At 33.3% G+C, this 18,510-nt stretch carries 14 protein-coding genes; all 14 read right to left on the bottom strand.

The annotated features are described in order from the left end of the window. Positions 1-43 precede the first annotated feature (43 nt). Positions 44-715, bottom strand: a complete 672-nt coding sequence (locus G600_RS0107490) for an ABC transporter ATP-binding protein (protein ID WP_034245913.1) — start codon at positions 713-715, stop codon at positions 44-46. A gap of 2 nt (positions 716-717) precedes the next feature. Then, the gene (locus G600_RS0107495) at positions 718-1,827 is read right to left on the bottom strand and encodes an ABC transporter permease (RefSeq protein ID WP_027431395.1); all 1,110 of its coding nucleotides are present in this window, start codon (positions 1,825-1,827) and stop codon (positions 718-720) included. Between the two features lie 18 nt (positions 1,828-1,845). Next, positions 1,846-3,048, bottom strand: coding sequence for an ABC transporter permease family protein (locus G600_RS0107500; protein WP_027431396.1), 1,203 nt, complete (start codon positions 3,046-3,048; stop codon positions 1,846-1,848). Positions 3,049-3,147: 99 nt separating this feature from the next. Next, positions 3,148-3,507 (bottom strand): hypothetical protein, encoded by a 360-nt coding sequence (locus G600_RS0107505; protein WP_027431397.1) that lies wholly within the window; start codon positions 3,505-3,507, stop codon positions 3,148-3,150. A 187-nt stretch (positions 3,508-3,694) separates the two neighbouring features. Further along, on the bottom strand, positions 3,695-4,579 hold the full coding sequence (locus G600_RS0107510) for a mechanosensitive ion channel family protein (protein ID WP_027431398.1): 885 nt from the start codon (positions 4,577-4,579) through the stop codon (positions 3,695-3,697). Between the two features lie 13 nt (positions 4,580-4,592). Beyond that, positions 4,593-7,076 (bottom strand): 1,4-alpha-glucan branching enzyme, encoded by a 2,484-nt coding sequence (gene glgB, locus G600_RS0107515; protein WP_027431399.1) that lies wholly within the window; start codon positions 7,074-7,076, stop codon positions 4,593-4,595. 47 nt (positions 7,077-7,123) lie between these two features. Beyond that, positions 7,124-8,059 carry an alpha/beta hydrolase gene (locus G600_RS0107520; RefSeq protein ID WP_027431400.1) on the bottom strand — a complete coding sequence of 312 codons (936 nt, stop codon included), beginning with the start codon at positions 8,057-8,059 and terminating at the stop codon, positions 7,124-7,126. A 47-nt stretch (positions 8,060-8,106) separates the two neighbouring features. Beyond that, positions 8,107-9,342, bottom strand: a complete 1,236-nt coding sequence (locus G600_RS0107525; RefSeq protein WP_027431401.1) for a DUF1015 domain-containing protein — start codon at positions 9,340-9,342, stop codon at positions 8,107-8,109. 148 nt (positions 9,343-9,490) lie between these two features. Then, on the bottom strand, positions 9,491-10,831 hold the full coding sequence (locus G600_RS0107530) for an MATE family efflux transporter (protein ID WP_027431402.1): 1,341 nt from the start codon (positions 10,829-10,831) through the stop codon (positions 9,491-9,493). An 85-nt stretch (positions 10,832-10,916) separates the two neighbouring features. Continuing rightward, positions 10,917-12,080: a phosphoglycerate dehydrogenase gene (locus tag G600_RS0107535; protein ID WP_027431403.1), complete on the bottom strand. Its 1,164-nt coding sequence runs from the start codon at positions 12,078-12,080 to the stop codon at positions 10,917-10,919. A 193-nt stretch (positions 12,081-12,273) separates the two neighbouring features. Further along, positions 12,274-13,368, bottom strand: a complete 1,095-nt coding sequence (serC, locus tag G600_RS0107540; RefSeq protein WP_027431404.1) for a 3-phosphoserine/phosphohydroxythreonine transaminase — start codon at positions 13,366-13,368, stop codon at positions 12,274-12,276. A gap of 257 nt (positions 13,369-13,625) precedes the next feature. Further along, on the bottom strand, positions 13,626-15,332 hold the full coding sequence (ilvB, locus tag G600_RS0107545; RefSeq protein WP_027431405.1) for a biosynthetic-type acetolactate synthase large subunit: 1,707 nt from the start codon (positions 15,330-15,332) through the stop codon (positions 13,626-13,628). A gap of 311 nt (positions 15,333-15,643) precedes the next feature. After that, positions 15,644-17,320: a dihydroxy-acid dehydratase gene (gene ilvD / locus G600_RS0107550; RefSeq protein WP_027431406.1), complete on the bottom strand. Its 1,677-nt coding sequence runs from the start codon at positions 17,318-17,320 to the stop codon at positions 15,644-15,646. A gap of 21 nt (positions 17,321-17,341) precedes the next feature. After that, entirely contained in the window at positions 17,342-18,427 is a 1,086-nt protein-coding gene (gene leuB, locus G600_RS0107555) for a 3-isopropylmalate dehydrogenase (RefSeq protein ID WP_027431407.1), read from the bottom strand. Positions 18,428-18,510: the final 83 nt, after the last annotated feature.

An 18,510-nucleotide genomic window follows, 5' to 3' on the forward strand; every position in this document is an offset into this window, starting at 1 on the left:
CTTGATAACCTTTTATAATTTCTAATCTTTGATTTTACCTAATCTAAGCATTTTTTATATCATCTATTATTTTCCCATCCATTAGCTTAATAATTCTATCTGTTTTATTAGCCACCTTTTCATCATGTGTAACAATAATAACTGTTTTTCCTTCTTTATTAATACTGCGTAAGATATCTGTTACTTCTTCACCCATTTTTTGATCTAATGCACCCGTAGGTTCATCAGCAAGAATTAAATTTGTATCAAGTGCTAGAGCTCTTGCAATTGCTACTCTTTGTCTTTGTCCACCTGATAATTTATTAATTTTTTTATTCTTCTCTTCTAACAAATTCATCTTTTCTAATAAAGATAAGGTCTTAGTCTTTCTTGATCTTACTTTGTTAATTAATAAAGGTAATTCTACATTTTCATAACATGTAAAATTTTCTAATAAGGCATAATCTTGAAATATAAAGCTTATATTATCTCTTCTAAATTTTTCTTTTTTTCTTTTTTTAAGTGAAGTTATATTATTATCATTTATATACACCTCACCTTTACTTACATCATCAAAGCATGCAATAATATTTAGCAAAGTAGATTTTCCTGAACCAGATGGGCCCATTATAGAAACCATTTCTCCATCATTGATTTTTAAATTAATATCATCTAAAGCGACTTTATTATAATCACCATCTTTAAAAACTTTTGTTAACCCCTTAATATCTATCATAACTACTCCTTTAATCTCATGCTTGTAATATTTAATTTTGTCATTTTTATATATGGATATATCATAGATAAAGCTGTAACTAATAATATAACTATAAACATACTTATTATATTCTTAGCATCAACACTAAAATACATTAATCCATTCATTCCAATTGTATTTAATAATGTAGCAACTAATCCATATAAAATTAATGTAAAGCTACTAATAACAACAAATGATATCATTAATCTTTTTATGATGAATGAATTTTTTGCGCCAAGAATTTTATAAATTACTATTTCTTTTTTATAGTCTAGGAAATAGAATTCCGATATTACAATACAATTACATAAACTAAATAACAAAATACATATTTTTTTGCTAATGTTATTTCTAGCTAAAGTTTTTCCAATTTCACTTTCTCCTCTACCATAAAGTTGATATGAATCTATAGCAGCGTCATTATTACATGTTTTTATTGCAACATAAACATCTTCATAAATATCACTTACATTAATTTCATTTGATAAAATCTCTATATTAAAATACGTAAGCTCGTTAATTCTACTTATTATATTATCTCCAATATTATTTACATTTAATATAATTTTATAATCCCAAAAATCTGAATATTTACTCCCTAATATACCACATACCTCATATTTTTCGTTATCAAGAGTAATATATTTTTTCCCATTTTCTTCATATGTATATTTACATTTATCTCTACCTATTGCTACAAGATTTTTCCCTTTATCATCCGGATCTGTGCCTGGTATATGTCCCTCTATTAATTTGTAGGGCAATTCTTCATTTAAAGCTATAATAAGGTCTGCTATATATGACGAATTTGCTTCTTTATAATTTACAGCCAAGCCTTTTGTAATAATAATATTAGCTTTATCAATATTCTTTAAATCCTCTGATATAAAAGAGGAATCAGAAGATTTCATTATTTCCATTTTTATTCTTGATTTATATACAGATTCTATCCTATCCTTTTCTTTTAATTCAGCAATATTAAGTGTATTTAGAATTCCAAATACACTTATATAGATTGCAAATTGCCCTATCATAACAAATATTAATATCATTTTATGTCTAAAAAGTATATTTATTATTTTTTTCATTTCTAATCCACCTCTAGTTTAATTATTACTATGAATTAACTCTGGTATTTTATATCTATTTATTAGAATAACCGGAATCATACTTGAAATTACTATAATAAGAGATGCAATAAGAAATAATACTAATGGCAAAATAATCATTGTACTATATAATGTTATCTTATAAGGCAAATTTGATGGGTAATATGCTAATTTTATAATAATGCTTCCATTATATAACTTTTGATTAATGGTCCAAGCAATTATTGCTGCTAAATAGACTATAATTGCATTCTGTTTGATGATTAAAAATGATATCTTTCTTCTACTATATGTACATATAGATAAAATACCATATTGCCTTTTTTCAATCATTACATATGTTATTGTCATTATAGTTATAGTAATTATATTAACTAGTAATACTACAATTAAAATATAAAGATTGGGACTATGAAGAATATTATTATCTTCCTGTGCTTCTAATATTTCCTCTCCCCTATTTATAACTTGTATGTTGATGTTATCACTTTCTGCAATTTTTAAAATTTCCTCTTTTGCAAGATTATAATCACCTTCATCTACGTAGAAATTTATATAATGCCAATTATAAAATTGATAATCCTCTACATTATCTACAATAGCAACAAATGAATCATCCAAATTATATAAATCAGAATTAAACCAGCCCCCAAATAAATCTGATTCATGATACATAGCATCATCTTTATCTAAATAGCCATAAACCTTACACTGTTTTCCACTGCTTAAATTAATAACATCACCTATATCAAACTTATTTCTCAAATTGTAACCTACTACAACCGGTATATATTCTGTATCTTTTAACATATTCTCTTTTAATTCATTTTCCACACTTATACTATATGAAGCTAACATACTTTCATCAATAATATAAAGTTCTGCATTTATCCCTTCATAAATATACTCTGTGGAATTAAAACCAATACCTTTTATATATTCACTTTTTTCAAAATCTTGCTTTACTTTTTTTATATCAATATTTCCTGATTCAACATCATCAGTCATTTTTATCAATCCAACTCGACTTTCATTTATTGAAAACATATTGTGAATTCTTTGAGTATAAACTTTATTAGATATACTTTCCATCAATTCATTGGAAATCATATAAAAAGAAATTATTGTCATTATTGTCATAACAAATATAGATAATGGTCTTTTCATAAATATTCTGTAAATTAATCTAGCATCTACCATATTCACCCTCTATTATATCGCCTTTTTTAATCTATAATCTTTAGGCAAGTAGATTATTATTATAATCTACTTGCTAAATTTTATAAATATTAATTACTATTACTTATACAATGTAATACTATACACTGGGTAAGAATTCTTATATGTTTTGTGTTCCGTTACATAATCTTCTATGTATTCATAACCGCTTGTGTAACTAACATCTTCATTTTTCACACCAGAATGTATTGTTTCAAAATCACCATCCTCATATGTCTTTGTTATTTTAACTGATGATTGTTGTGCACCATTTCTTCTTACTGTACCAGCATTAATTTTATACACCCTATCTCTTCCTTCTACATTTCGATACGCATATCCATATGTTCCAACATTCTCCCCTGCATATACCAATGCTAATGAAGACAATATAACTGACGATGTCAATAACGCCGCTACAAAAAATCTTTTTAGTTTCATAAATCCCTCCCATTTATAAAAAAGTTTTATAAATTTATTTTATCATAATTTTTATATATTACAATAGATTGGCTTTAATCGGTCAAAATCATTTTTCAAATATACTAAAAACAAAAAAGAAGAGCTATAATAACAAAACATATTATAGCCCTTCCAATAGCACTTAATTTTACTCAAAAGTCATATCTTATTTAATTATATGCACATCCATTTGGTTATATGGAATACTAATATTATTCTTTTCAAGTTCTTCTTTATATTCTTCTAGCAATTCAAATTTTGTATCCCAATAATCTTCAGTTTTTAGCCATGTTCTTGTCTCAAGTGTTACACAAGAATCATCTAAACTCTTAACAATAACTCTAGGTTCTTTTCCAGCTGATGTAAGGATATTTTTTCTCTTTGCAATAATTTCAGATAAAACTCTTTTTGCATCCTTAATATCAGCCTCATAAGATATTCCCACTTCAATATCAAGTCTACGTAAATTTTCTGCACCAACATTTGTAATATTAGAATTACTAAGTGTACCATTTGGTAACATGATTACTTTATTATCAACTGTTCTAAGTTTAGTATAAAGAATACCTATAGAAACTACACTACCCTCAGAATTTTGCGCCACAATATAATCACCAATAGTAAATGGTTTAAATATAAGTATCAAAACTCCTCCTGCAAAATTAGACAAACTTCCTTGTAGTGACATACCAATAGCCAGGGCACCTGTACCTAAAAGTGTTATTAAGGAAGTAGTTTGAAATCCCAATGTATCAACTACAATAATAAATAAGAAAATGTATAAAAGCACTCTTGCTGCTGATAACACAAAAGTTTTAACCCCTTCATCTAGCTTTCCCCTATCAAGCACTTTCCTTAAAAACTTTCCTACTGCCTTAATTATCTTTTTTCCAATAATCCATATTACAATTGCAAGAACAAGAGTACCCACTGCTCCTACTGCCCAATTGCAAAAATCAGTAATTAGATTCATTAAATTTTCTTTTGAAAAAAAAGTTGTCATCTGTGTAGTTGCATTATTTACAGATGTAGAATTTAATACTTCTAACATAAATCAAACCATCCTATTTCTTAGTTCTTTTACTTGTAGACTTCTTAGACTTATCATCTACTAAATTAAGCTTAGCTCTTAACTTCTCTAAGCGTAATTTTGTCTCTTCGTCTATTCTTATAGAGGCTTTAATTGCTTCCTTTGCTTTTCTTTCAGCCTCTTCCTTAGCCCTAACAGCTTCATCAGCTTTTTGTTTAGCCTTCTTTTCTGCTTCAAGGGCAACTCTTGCCTCTTCTTCTGCTTTAGTTGCTAATTCTTTAGCTATTTTAGCTTTATCCTCAGCATTCTTTTTAGCAACTGCAGCCTCCTTTAATATCTTATTCTCTTCAATTTCTTCTTCTGTATAAGCCTCACATTCATAACAAACAGCACTAAATCCTGGAATATCAATATCAATAAATTTTCTTGCATCAGGATGTTCGTCTTCTCTATCTGATCTATATACAGTTTTTGTTTTAGCCAAATTTCCACCAAATTCTTTTAAAGAAGAATTAAAACATTCCTTATATTTACCTTCTTCACAAACGAATAATCTATATGCTTTTCTTTCTACTGGTGTAAAGTTAAATACTACTGTTAAAATCTTACCCTTTGCAGATTTTCTTGCAAAGCTTAAAACAGTCTCTGTTGCATTATTATTTTCTAACCATTCAAAAGAATCTTCATTATTATCATTCTTAAATACATCTGCATATTTATCTAAGAAGCCATTTAATGACTTAATATAGTTTTCTCTATTCTCATCAACTAATTCCCACGCTTCCTTTTTTGCAGGATTTGTCATATCAAATCCTAAATCTTGACCAAAAGCAATCATCTTAGAACCTGGATAGAAATAAAGATAAGCAAGAGCTGTACGTAAATCGGATTTTTTTTCTTCATCATCTTTACCAGCTGCTAATGAGTAAAGAGAAACTCCAGTTCCATAAAGGTCTGCACTTGAAAATTTCTGAATAAATTTCTCATTAAAATGATAAACCATAGGGAAGGTTAAATTCTCATATAAGCCTTTTCTAAATAAAGGATCTTGTTCATAGAAATTTAAATATTCCTCTGTCCAGTTCTTGTTTTGTAAATAATCAAATCCTAAATTATCACCATCAAAAGTCTTTGTAATTCCAATCCAGCCACTAGTTTCATCAGCTATAGTAATTATGCCTTCTTTAGTTGCAATCTTATTTACCTTCTTAATAAAATCAATTGCTGCTAAATTCTCATTACCACCATAAATATTAGGAATCCAGCTTCCTGCTTCCTTGCCATAATCAAGATATAACATAGATGCAAGGCTATCTATTCTAATTCCATCAATTGAGAAATTCTCAATCCAGTAATACAAGCTACTATAAAGGAAAGATAAAACACAGTTGTTATAATAATCATAGGTATAAACATCCCATGTTTCATCTTTTTCCAAAATAGGCTTTAACCCGCCATAAATATTAGTTCCGTTAAACTTATCTAAGCCTCTAGCATCTGTTCCAAAGTAAGCGCAATTCCAATCAATAATTACTCCAATGCCATTTTTATGGAATTCATTAACAAATTCAAGGAAGTCCTTTGGGCTACCAAATCTAGAACTAGGAGCAAACATAGAAACTGTTGTGTATCCATAGGTCTTATCATTTAGGTAGTGTGCTACTGGCATTAAATCAATATAGTTATAGCCAACCTTTTTAACATAGGAAATAATATCATTTGCCAAATACTTATAAGTCTTCGCTTCTGATTTCTTACTCCAGGCATCTAGATTTAATTCATAGATTCTAATAGGGGCATCACTATTTTTAGTCTTAAATTTAACTATATTAGCCTCTAATTTATCTTCCATAACAATACAGCAATCTTCAGGCTTTTTTGACATCTCAATTGCGTAAGGGTCAAACTTTCTATAAACCTTTTGACCTCTAATCTTAATCTCATATAGATACTTAGCCCCAGCAGTAACTCCAGGAATGAAGAGCTGGAAAATACCTCTATCATCAATTTTTTCCATCTGATGAATACGTCCATCCCAGTTGTTAAAATCTGCTACCACACTAACTCTAATTGCATCTTCTACCCAAACAGTAAATAGACAGCCTTCTACTCCATCAATACTAGTTAACTTAGGGCTAAAGATTTCATTTGCCTTATACTCCATACCTGCAAAGAAGTTTTTAAAAACTGTTGCTTTTGAAAATGTATCAAAGGAATAAGCATCTTTATAGCTAATAGTCTTACCCTTAACATCCTCTATAATTACACTATAATCTAGCTTTTTCTTTTTTGAAGGAATAAGACATGCAAAAAAGCCAGCCTCATCTACCTTTTCTAATTCATAATTCTTTCCATCTACCTTAACCGCCACAGCTACTGCATCTGGTCTAAAAATCTGGATTAAATTACCTTCCTTAATTGAATGTGATCCCAGTAAACTAAAGGGATTACTAGCTTCTGCATAAACAATCCCTTCAATTTCTGGCCAATTCATAACGCTGTACAATTTCTTATTCATTTTTCTACCTCCCATTTTATATCTACTCTTTTACAATTTCTCCATTACTATAAGACAATTTCTCCCAAGACAAAATTCCTAAACATCTTAGTCCATATAGCAAGACTTGGTTCATAATGACCTAGGTTTTTAGATGCGGTTTCCCTAGTTCCTAAAGCTGAGCCATGATGTCCCTTTGGAAATACATGATATTCAAAAGGAATATTGTTAGCCTCAAGGCTTTCTGCCATTAGTAAAGAATTCTTTACTGGCACTGAAGCATCACTGAAAGTATGCCAAAGGAAAGTTGTTGGAGTATCCTTTGTGACACATTTTTCCAAAGACAATTCTTCATAAAGATAATCCCTATCTCCTGTTAGCATTCCACCTGTTAAATCTCCATCCTGGCCAGCAATTCCTTCTAGTCTTTGACCTTCTAATTCGTTTTTAGTGCCACCATATATAAGTCTTTCAAAAGAAGCTCTATGAGCACATTCTCCTGAAGAAATAACAGGATAGCCAAGCATCATCTTGTTAGGCTTTATATATTCCCTATCACAATTTAGCTCCTTTAAGATGGGGTCAACTTCCCTAGTATTCCACTTAGTTCCAAGAAGTCCTGCCACATGAGCACCTGCTGAAAAACCTGCAATTACAATATTATCTGGATTAGTATCCCATTTTGCTGCATTATCTCTAACATATTTCATAGCAGCACAGGCTTCATATAACTGGCAAGGATAAGTATTTGGCATAAGCGAATATCGAACAACTATTGCATTAAAGCCATAATCCATCATCTTAATTGCAATAGGTTCTGCCTCTCTTACAGAATGATGGTGATAACCCCCTCCTGGGAAAATAACAATTAAAGGTCTATTAAACTTATCCTGATCATTAGGATAAGAATCCTTAATATAAGTTGTTATTGTCGCTTTTTTACAATCGTGTTTTAGACCTAATTTTTCGTAGTCTATATCGATTTCAAAGCTTTCGTGAATCATAATAATACCTCTTATATTTCCAATAAAATTTTTAAGAATTTATTTGATTAAATTCTATGGATAAATAATCCTGAACGAAGCTTTGGCTCAAACCAAGTTGATTTAGGAGGCATTAGTCTACTAGCATCTGCTACTGCAAAAAGCTCCTGAATTGAAGTTGGATACATTGAAAATGCTAAAACACAATCTTTATGACATCTATCCTCTAATTCCTTTAAACCTCTGATTCCACCAACAAAGTCAATCCTTTTATCTGTCTTTGGATCTGATATTCCAAGAAGTGGAGTTAAGCAATTGTTTTGTAAAATTGCCACATCAAGTCCATCTACAGGATCTTTTGATAAAATCTCTTCTCTTGCCTCTAATTCATACCAAGTTTCCTCTATATACATACCAAAACTTGCTTTCTTATTAGGTTTAACTGGCTTAGTTGCCTTTTTCACATTAAAGCCCTTATCCTCTAAGGCCTTTATAAACTGTGTAACTGTTAACCCATTCAAGTCCTTAACAACTCTATTATAGTCCATAATCATTAATTCTTCATCTGGGAATAAAACTGAAAGGAAGAAATTAAACTCTTCTTCCCCTGTATAGTTTTTAGCCTCAGCTCGACGCTTTAAACCAACCTTAACAGCTGAAGCTGCTCTATGGTGGCCATCTGCTATATAGATAGAATCAATTTTTTCAAAAGCCTGTCTAATGCAGGAAATTGATTCAGGATTACTAATCTTAAATACTCTATGCTTAATGCCATCCTCTGATACAAAAGAGTATAGAGGCTTACTTTCCTTAGCCTTTCTTACCTCTTCATTAATAACAGCATTAGCTCTATATGCTAAAAAGATAGGGCCAGTTTGAGCTGATAGACTATCTACATGTCTTATTCTATCAGCTTCTTTATCGGCTCTAGTATTCTCGTGTTTCTTAATTATATTATTCTCATAATTATCAATAGATGCAGTTGCCACAATACCTGTCTGTGTTCTGTTATCCATTGTTAATTCATATATGTAATAAGCCTTATCACTATCAGTAATTAATGTGCCCTCCTCTAGGGCCTTTAAAAATAGTTCTCTTGCCTTTAAATATACCTCATCCGCATAAGTATCAACGTCTTCGCCAAATTGAGTTTCTGCCCTATCAATTTTTAAAAAAGACATTGGTTCTCTTTCTACTTCCTTTGTTGCCTCTTCCCTGTTATAAACATCATAAGGGAGAGCCGCAAATCTTGATGCCACCTCTGTGTTAGGTCTTACACATTCAAATGGTCTAATTATTGCCATAAAACTTCCTCCAAATGCAATAGTTTTACTAAACAAATATGTTCTTTACCAGTTCCTCATAGTGGCAAAAAACCATTGTTTAAATCATTTTTCCACGTATTATATTGTATCATTGAAGTTAGTTTATTACAATTATTTATAGATATTTTTAGGCTATTTTATTAAATCTAAAGTAAATAAAAAGCACTATACTACAACAAATCCATCCTGCAGGGTAACCCCAGGCAATAGGTATAATTGAGCTTGTTAGTATAGATACGATTTTTAGATAAATTTGTCTAAAAAATACAAAACTAAAAATCATAACTATTGAAGGAACTATGGCATTACCAACTCCTCTTAGGGCACCGGCTTGAATCTGGTTTGTGCAAGCTACAATATCAAAGAGCTCGTTAACTCTAATAAAGAGGGCGGCAAAGGCAATTACCTGTGCTTCCTTATTAAACAAAACTACAATCTTTGGTGCAAAGTAAACTAGAGGCAGACAAATAACTGTAGTTATAACAATAGCCATAATCATGGCAATTCTAATACCATCTCTAATTCTCTTTTTCTTACCGGCACCTGCATTTTGTCCAACAAAGGTTGTGATTGAAAGTCCCATACTCTGCATTGGTAAAATAACAAAGGCATCAATTCTACTATAAACGCCCCAAGCTGCAGCGGCTTCTGCCCCAAAGTGATTGATATAAGACTGAACGAATACATTTGAAAATGAAACGATGGCTGTTTGAAGTCCTGCTGGAAGTCCCACCTTTACTATCTTTTTAAGAATTGGCATATCAATTCTTAATTCCTTTAATCTTAGGCTATAAATATCCTTACTCAAAAGAAGCATGCCTATTACAATTAAAGCTGATAAAAACTGAGAAATAATTGTTGCATAGGCCACGCCAGCAACTCCTAATTTAAGCACGATTACAAATAATAAATCTAGAATGATATTAAGGATTGAGCTAAATATTAAAATGTATAGCGGTGTCTTAGAATCACCTACAGCCCTTAAAATTCCTGAGGCCATATTATAAAGCATAAGGCCTAAAATACCTAAAAAGTAAGTTCTAAGATAAGTGTTGGCATCTGCCATTACTGAATCAGGTGTATCCATAAGCTTAAGCATTATTGGAGTAATAAAATATCCAATAATCATAAATGCCACGCCTAAAATAATGGTTAACATAATAGCTGTATGAACACTTTTTCTTAAGGATTTCTCATCTCTTGCGCCAAAATATTGAGAAACAATTACACCAGCACCTGTTGACATACCCATAAAAAATCCTACAAGCATAATTGAAATTGGTGATGTACTTGTTACTGCAGCAAGGGCATCCTTTCCTACATAATTACCAACTACAATACTATCAATCGTATTATATAGCTGTTGAAAAATGTTACCTACAAGCAAGGGAATCATAAACAAAATAAGTTGTTTTCCAATATTTCCACTTGTCATATCTTTAACTGTTGATTTCTTCTCTATTTGCATAAATTACTCCTAAATAAGCAAAAAAATAAACGGGTATTGAAAGTTAACCTCTCAATACCCGCAAAAAATTATAGCACTATATAATTTACTTTACAACTCTTACCTTAATAACACCTTCAATAGAAGCAAGTTCTGTAATAATTGAAGTATCTGGCTGCTTATCTAGATCAAGTAATGAATATGCATACTCTCCTCTTGAAGCATTAGCCATAGACTCAATGTTTACATTTGCTCCACCCATAGCAGATGTAATCTTAGAAATTACAGCTGGTACGTTCTTATGGCAAACTGCAACTCTACTTTCAGTAGCACAAACACCTAAATTACAAGCTGGATAATTTACAGAATTCTTAATATTACCATTCTCGATGAAATCTCTAACTTCATTAACTGCCATAATAGCACAGTTATCTTCAGCTTCTGCTGAAGAAGCACCAAGATGAGGGAAGCAAAGAGCACCCTCCATATTAGCTGTCTTAGGATTTGGGAAATCTGTAACGTAGCACTTAACTCTACCAGATTTTAAATAATCTCCAATAACATCCTCATCAACTAATACATCTCTTGCACAGTTAATAATTACTGTTCCATCCTGCATTAATTCAAAGGCTTCCTTACCAATCATGCCCTTTGTTGAATCAAGTGCTGGTACATGTACTGTAATATAATTACATTCCTTATAAATCTCATTAACATCAATAACATGCTTTACTTCTCTTGAAAGATTTAGAGCTGCTGCTACTGAAAGATATGGATCATAACCATAAACCTCCATGCCAAGACTAATAGCTGCATTAGCAACTAACTGTCCAATAGCACCAAGACCAATTACGCCAAGCTTCTTGCCTGCAATTTCTCTACCAGCAAAAGCCTTCTTAGCTTTTTCTGTTGACTTAGCAATATCAGCATCATCCTTATTATCTTCTACCCACTTATTACCGCCAATTAAATCACGAGAAGCAAGTAACATTGTAGCAAGAACCTGCTCCTTAACAGCATTAGCATTAGCACCTGGTGTATTAAATACTACAACACCAGCCTCTGCACAACTTTCAAGAGGGATGTTATTAACACCAGCACCAGCTCTTGCAATTGCTACTAAATTATTAGAAAGCTCTAAATCATGCATCTTTGCAGATCTTACTAAAACAACATTTGCATCTTCATATGAACTTTCTGTATTATAATCTGCTGTGAATAGGTCTAAACCACAGCTAGCTATATTATTTAAACAATGTACGTTAACCATTTTAATCTCCCTTTTTCCAAATTCAGTCAAGACTCACTCGTAAGTTTAAGCGTTCTTCTAGTAAAAGCGGACATTCGGAATCCGCTTCGCTACTTCCTCACGAACGCAGTGGCACTTTGTGCCACCTGTCAGAAGGGGCTTTAACCCCTTCTGACACTAGTAAGCTTTATACCCCCGCTTAAAGCTTCCGCTTTTAAAGCGGGGCATTGCTTACACTGCGTTCAAATTCTCTCATGAATTCTACTAACTTTTCTACACCTTCAATTGGCATAGCATTGTAAATAGAAGCTCTCATACCGCCTACTGTTCTGTGTCCCTTTAAGTTAACAAAACCAGCTTCAGCTGCTTCCTTAATGAATTTAGCATTAAGCTCTTCGCTATCTGTTACAAATGGTACATTCATAAGAGATCTATCTTCCTTACGAACAGTTCCCTTAAACATCTTAGATTCATCAAGGAAATCGTAAAGAATCTTAGCCTTCTTCTCGTTATGTTCCTTCATAGCGCTAAGGCCACCCATTTTCTTAATCCACTTAAATACCTTACCGCAAATATAAATATTATAACAAGGAGGTGTATTATAAAGTGAATCATTATCACTTTGAGTCTTCCACTTAAGCATTGTTGGAGTACCTGTCAATACATCGTCTGTGATTAAATCTTCTCTAATAATTGCAATAACTACACCAGCAGGTCCAATATTCTTTTGAACACCACCGTATACTACTCCATACTTAGTTACATCCATAGGTTCAGATAAGAAGCATGAAGATACATCAGATACAAGTAACTTACCCTTTGTATTAGGAAGAGTCTTATACTTTGTTCCGTAAATTGTATTATTTTCACAAATGTATACATAATCCATATCATCTGTAATAGGTAAATCTGAGCAATCAGGAATATATGAGAAAGTCTTATCAGCAGAAGATGCTAATTCGACAGCCTCACCATAAATCTTAGCTTCAGCAAAGGCCTTCTTAGCCCACTGGCCTGTAATAATATAACCAGCCTTCTTATTCTTCATAAGGTTCATTGGTACTTCAGCAAAGAACTGTGATGCACCACCCTGAAGGAATAATACCTTGTAGTTATCAGGAATGTTTAATAGATCTCTTAAATCCTTCTCAGCCTCTTTAATAATTGCATCATAAACCTTAGATCTATGACTCATTTCCATTACGGACTGACCAGAACCCTTATAATCTAACATTTCGTCTGCTGCTTCTTTTAATACTTCCTCAGGTAAAACAGCTGGACCTGCACTAAAGTTATAAACTCTTGCCACTTTTCTCTTCCTCCTAGATTTTAAATTGCAAAGCCCCTTAAGTAGCCATATTCTCTTGTCTGCGGTTAGAGATTTGGGGCTTCCCAGCTTGTCTGACATCAGCCAAAAGATATCAGACAAGTAGAATTTTAGTTTATAGTTCTAGTTTTGTCAACTAATTAACAAAGCTAATAGCTATAAACATTTTCTATCTAATAAATGCTAATGGCATTAATTAGTGACTTTTTAGCCTCTAAATTTAGAAGCTGTTATTTATTTTACTTAGAAGCCTTCTTTGCTTCTGCTTCCTTTTTATTAAGATCTTCTCTATCAAATGCATCAGAAATAGCTGCCCCTGGAGAAACCATTGGGAATACCTTATCATCCTTTTGGATTACACATTCAATAACGCAAGGTATATTAAGCTTAATTGCCTCCTCTAGAGCCTTATTAAACTCTTCAATAGTTGTTACTCTTACAGCATGAGCACCCATACCTTCTGAAACCTTAACAAAATCCACCTGGTCTTCTAAAACTGTTGCAGAATATCTCTTGCCATAAAAGAGATCCTGCCACTGTCTTACCATACCAAGTACATGATTGTTAAAGATAATCTCAATAACTGGAATATTATAACGAGTTGCTGTTGCTATTTCATTCATATTCATTCTAAAGCAACCATCACCTGCAATATTAATTACAACCTTATCCTTTACACCCACTTTAGCACCAATTGCTGCACCTAGGCCATAACCCATTGTTCCAAGGCCACCAGATGTAAGAAGTGTACGTGGATTAGTAAACTTATAATGCTGGGCTGCCCACATCTGGTGCTGTCCAACATCAGTTGCAATAATAGCCTCACCCTTAGTGATTCTATCGATATTTTCCATAATATTAGGACCATTTAGCGAATCCTTATTGAACTTCATTGGGAACTTCTTTTGATATTCCTCAATATGCTTAATCCACTCTGTGTGATCTTGCTTTGTAAGCTTAGCATTTAGGCGAGTAAGGACTTCCTTAGCATCGCCAATAATTGAGGCATCTGTATGAATATTCTTATTAATTTCAGCTGGATCTACATCAATATGTAAAATCTTAGCATGACGTGCAAACTTCTTAGCATTACCTGTTACTCTATCTGAGAATCTTGCACCAATGGCAATAAGAAGATCACATTCAGACACACCAAAGTTAGAAGTTTTAGTACCATGCATACCAATCATACCTGTATACTTCTTATCGTGTCCTGAAAATGCACCTTTACCCATTAAGGAATCACAAACCGGTGCGTCTACCAAATCTGCAAATTCTCTTAATTCCTTAGAGGCATCAGATAAAATCACACCGCCTCCTACATAAAGGAAAGGCTTTTTAGAAAGCTTAATCATTGCTACTGCCTTATCTATATCCTCATCAGTTAAGTCAATAACCTTTCTTTTTGGAGCTTCAATTTCCATCTTCTTAAATTCTGCTAAATTAGCTGTTACATCTTTTGTTACATCTACTAAAACAGGGCCTGGTCGTCCCTCTTTAGCTATTCTAAACGCTTCTCTAATTGTGGAAGCTAGCTTGTTAACATCTTTAACAATATAGCTGTGCTTTGTAATAGGCATAGCAACACCAGCTATATCAACCTCTTGGAAGGAATCCTTACCAAGTAAAGGTACAGTAACATTACAAGTAATTGCCACTACAGGAATTGAATCCATATAAGCTGTAGCAATACCAGTTACTAGATTAGTTGCGCCAGGACCTGAAGTAGCAAAACAAACACCTACTTTACCTGTTGCTCTTGCATAACCATCTGCAGCATGAGCAGCCCCCTGCTCATGACTTGTAAGTACATGAGTAATTTCATCAGAATGCTTATAAAGAGCGTCATATACATTAAGGATAGCTCCACCTGGATATCCAAAAACAGTATCAACACCCTGTTCTTTCAAACATTCAACGATGATTTCTGAACCATTAATTTTCATAAACCTTCTCTCCTATTTCGACCCTATAGTTTTTAAAGTAAATGTGTAACTATTAGGAAAATATACTTAAAACCCTATTGTCAAGACTCGCTCGCGAGTCTTGCGCGCCGGATTCGGGTCTGCTACAGCAGACAAATTCCTATCCGAATCCGTGCGCATCCTCGCGGAGCGTTTAACTCAGTCGGAGCTTGTACTCCGACTGAATTATATGCGATTATACCTAGGTATTAAGTTATAAGTCTTAAGCTGTGGCCATAATACAGCTTAAGACTTAGTTTAATACTTTTTTATATATAAATAAAGTCTAAATATTAGTTTACACCCTTAGGAACTTCTAGAATTGCACCTCTGTTACCTGATGTAACCATAGAAGCATATCTCTTTAAGTAACCTGTTGTAACCTTTGGTTCTCTTGGAGTCCAAGCCTTCTTTCTCTTTTCTAATTCTTCATCAGAAACCTTTAGATTAAGGCTTAACTTAGGTATATCAATTGAAATAATATCTCCTTCTTCTACTAAAGCAATAGGTCCGCCAACAGCAGCTTCTGGAGAAACATGTCCAATAGATGCACCACGGCTTGCGCCTGAGAATCTACCATCAGTAATTAAAGCTACTGATGAGCCAAGTCCCATACCAGCAATAGCTGATGTAGGATTAAGCATTTCTCTCATACCAGGGCCACCCTTTGGTCCTTCATATCTAATAACAACAACGTCGCCAGGATTAATCTTTCCACCCTTAATAGCAACAATTGCATCATCTTCACAATCAAATACTCTTGCTGGTCCTTCATGTACAAGCATTTCATCAACAACAGCTGAACGCTTAACAACTGAACCGTCTGGAGCTAAGTTACCTGAAAGTACTGCAAGTCCACCTGTCTTAGAATATGGATTTGAAACTGGTCTAATAACTTCTGGATCTAAGTTTTTAGCATCCTTTATATTCTCACCAACAGTCTTACCTGTAACAGTCATACAATCTCTATTAATAAGTCCTAAGCTATCAAGCTCCTTCATTACTGCATAAACACCACCAGCTTCGTTTAAGTCTTCCATATAAGTTGGACCTGCTGGTGCAAGGTGACAAAGGTTTGGAGTCTTTTCTGAAATTGGATTTGCAAATTTAATATCAAAATCAAAGCCTACTTCGTGAGCAATAGCTGGAAGGTGAAGCATTGAATTTGTTGAACAACCAAGGGCCATATCAACAGTTAAGGCATTCATAATAGCATCCTTTGTCATGATATCTCTTGGACGAATATTCTTTCTATACATTTCCATAACAGCCATACCTGCATGCTTAGCAAGCTTAATTCTTTCTGAGTAAACAGCAGGAATTGTTCCATTTCCTCTAAGACCCATACCAAGAACCTCTGTTAAGCAGTTCATAGAGTTAGCTGTATACATACCAGAACATGAGCCACAAGTAGGACATGCCTTATGCTCATATTCCTTTACATCCTCTTCTGTCATCTTACCTGCTGCGCAAGCACCAACTGCCTCAAACATAGAAGAAAGACTGGTCTTGTGACCCTTAACTCTACCAGCAAGCATTGGTCCGCCTGAAACAAATACAGTAGGTACATTTACTCTAGCTGCTGCCATAAGAAGACCAGGTACGTTCTTATCACAATTAGGTACCATAACTAGGGCATCAAACTGATGAGCAATTGCAAGAGATTCTGTTGAATCTGCAATTAAATCTCTAGTTACTAGAGAATACTTCATACCGATGTGACCCATAGCAATACCATCACATACAGCAATAGCTGGAATAACAACTGGAACACCGCCAGCTTCTGCTACACCCATCTTTACAGCATTTACGATTTTATCTAGGTTCATATGACCTGGAACAATTTCATTATATGAGCTAACGACACCAACTAATGGCTTTTCCATTTCTTCCTCAGTAAAACCCAAGGCATTAAAAAGGGAACGATGTGGTGCCTGTTGCATACCTTTTTTTACGTTATCACTCTTCATAATCCTACTTCCTTCCTTTAATTAAATATTAGCAGCGATTAAATCGCCCATTTTATCAGTTCCTACAACTTCCTTTGTCTCATTAGAAGCTATATCAACTGTTCTATAACCATCACTTAATACCTTAGCCACTGCCTCCTCAATAGCATCAGCCTCCTTATCAAGATCAAGACTAAACTTAAGCATCATTGCTGCTGAAAGAATTGTTGCAATTGGATTAGCCTTGTTTTGTCCTGCAATATCTGGTGCCGAACCATGACTAGGCTCGTATAGTCCAAGCTTTGTCTTACCAAGAGAAGCAGAAGATAACATTCCAATAGAACCTGTAATCATACTTGCCTCGTCTGATAAAATGTCACCAAACATATTCTCAGTTAAAATAACGTCAAACTGTCCAGGGTTCATAACAAGCTGCATTGCACAGTTATCTACTAACATATTCTCTAAGGCTACATCCTCATAATCCTTAGAAACCTCAGCTACAACTTTTCTCCAAAGTCTAGAAGAATCAAGTACATTAGCCTTATCTACTGATGTTACCTTCTTCTTTCTTTTTCTTGCAATTTCAAATGCCTTAATAGCAATTCTTCTAATTTCTTCTTCATTATATGTAAGAGTATCTCTAGCTTCTAACATACCATTAACTGTCTTAGTTTCTCTTTCTCCAAAGTAAAGACCGCCTGTAAGCTCTCTTACAATAATCATATCAAAGCCATCCTTTGTAATTTCTTCCTTTAAAGGACAAGCTTTTTTTAACTCATTATAAAGATAAGCAGGTCTTAGATTAGCAAATAAACCTAAATCCTTACGAATCTTTAAAAGACCAGCCTCTGGTCTTAAATTAGGTGCCACATCATACCATCTTGAGTTACCTACATTACCGCCAACTGCGCCAAGTAATACTGCATCTGAAGCCTTGCAAATATCTACCGCCTCATCAGTTAGTGGAACGCCATACTCATCAATGGAGCAACCTCCCATTAAAATCTTAGTATAATTAAAAGTATGACCAAACTTATCAGCCACCTTATTTAGCACTTTAACTGCCTCTCCTACAATTTCTGGTCCGATTCCATCACCAGGAATTAAAGTAATCTTACATTCCATAACTACATACCTCTTATCCTAATTTAAACCAAGTGTATTTGGTTTATATTATATATTACAGTTGTCTAACCGCATAAGTCAAG

It is taken from the genome of Lachnospira multipara ATCC 19207, from assembly GCF_000424105.1.
Taxonomy (GTDB): Bacteria; Bacillota; Clostridia; order Lachnospirales; family Lachnospiraceae; genus Lachnospira; species Lachnospira multipara.

What these genes read in the sequence shown, in the direction of transcription:
- G600_RS0107490 (WP_034245913.1), bottom strand. Translation starts at nt 715, where the DNA reads ATGATAGATATTAAGGGGTTAACAAAAGTTTTTAAAGATGGTGATTAT.
- G600_RS0107495 (WP_027431395.1), bottom strand. Translation starts at nt 1,827, where the DNA reads ATGAAAAAAATAATAAATATACTTTTTAGACATAAAATGATATTAATA.
- G600_RS0107500 (WP_027431396.1), bottom strand. Translation starts at nt 3,048, where the DNA reads ATGGTAGATGCTAGATTAATTTACAGAATATTTATGAAAAGACCATTA.
- G600_RS0107505 (WP_027431397.1), bottom strand. Translation starts at nt 3,507, where the DNA reads ATGAAACTAAAAAGATTTTTTGTAGCGGCGTTATTGACATCGTCAGTT.
- G600_RS0107510 (WP_027431398.1), bottom strand. Translation starts at nt 4,579, where the DNA reads ATGTTAGAAGTATTAAATTCTACATCTGTAAATAATGCAACTACACAG.
- glgB (WP_027431399.1), bottom strand. Translation starts at nt 7,076, where the DNA reads ATGAATAAGAAATTGTACAGCGTTATGAATTGGCCAGAAATTGAAGGG.
- G600_RS0107520 (WP_027431400.1), bottom strand. Translation starts at nt 8,059, where the DNA reads ATGATTCACGAAAGCTTTGAAATCGATATAGACTACGAAAAATTAGGT.
- G600_RS0107525 (WP_027431401.1), bottom strand. Translation starts at nt 9,342, where the DNA reads ATGGCAATAATTAGACCATTTGAATGTGTAAGACCTAACACAGAGGTG.
- G600_RS0107530 (WP_027431402.1), bottom strand. Translation starts at nt 10,831, where the DNA reads ATGCAAATAGAGAAGAAATCAACAGTTAAAGATATGACAAGTGGAAAT.
- G600_RS0107535 (WP_027431403.1), bottom strand. Translation starts at nt 12,080, where the DNA reads ATGGTTAACGTACATTGTTTAAATAATATAGCTAGCTGTGGTTTAGAC.
- ilvB (WP_027431405.1), bottom strand. Translation starts at nt 15,332, where the DNA reads ATGAAAATTAATGGTTCAGAAATCATCGTTGAATGTTTGAAAGAACAG.
- ilvD (WP_027431406.1), bottom strand. Translation starts at nt 17,320, where the DNA reads ATGAAGAGTGATAACGTAAAAAAAGGTATGCAACAGGCACCACATCGT.
- leuB (WP_027431407.1), bottom strand. Translation starts at nt 18,427, where the DNA reads ATGGAATGTAAGATTACTTTAATTCCTGGTGATGGAATCGGACCAGAA.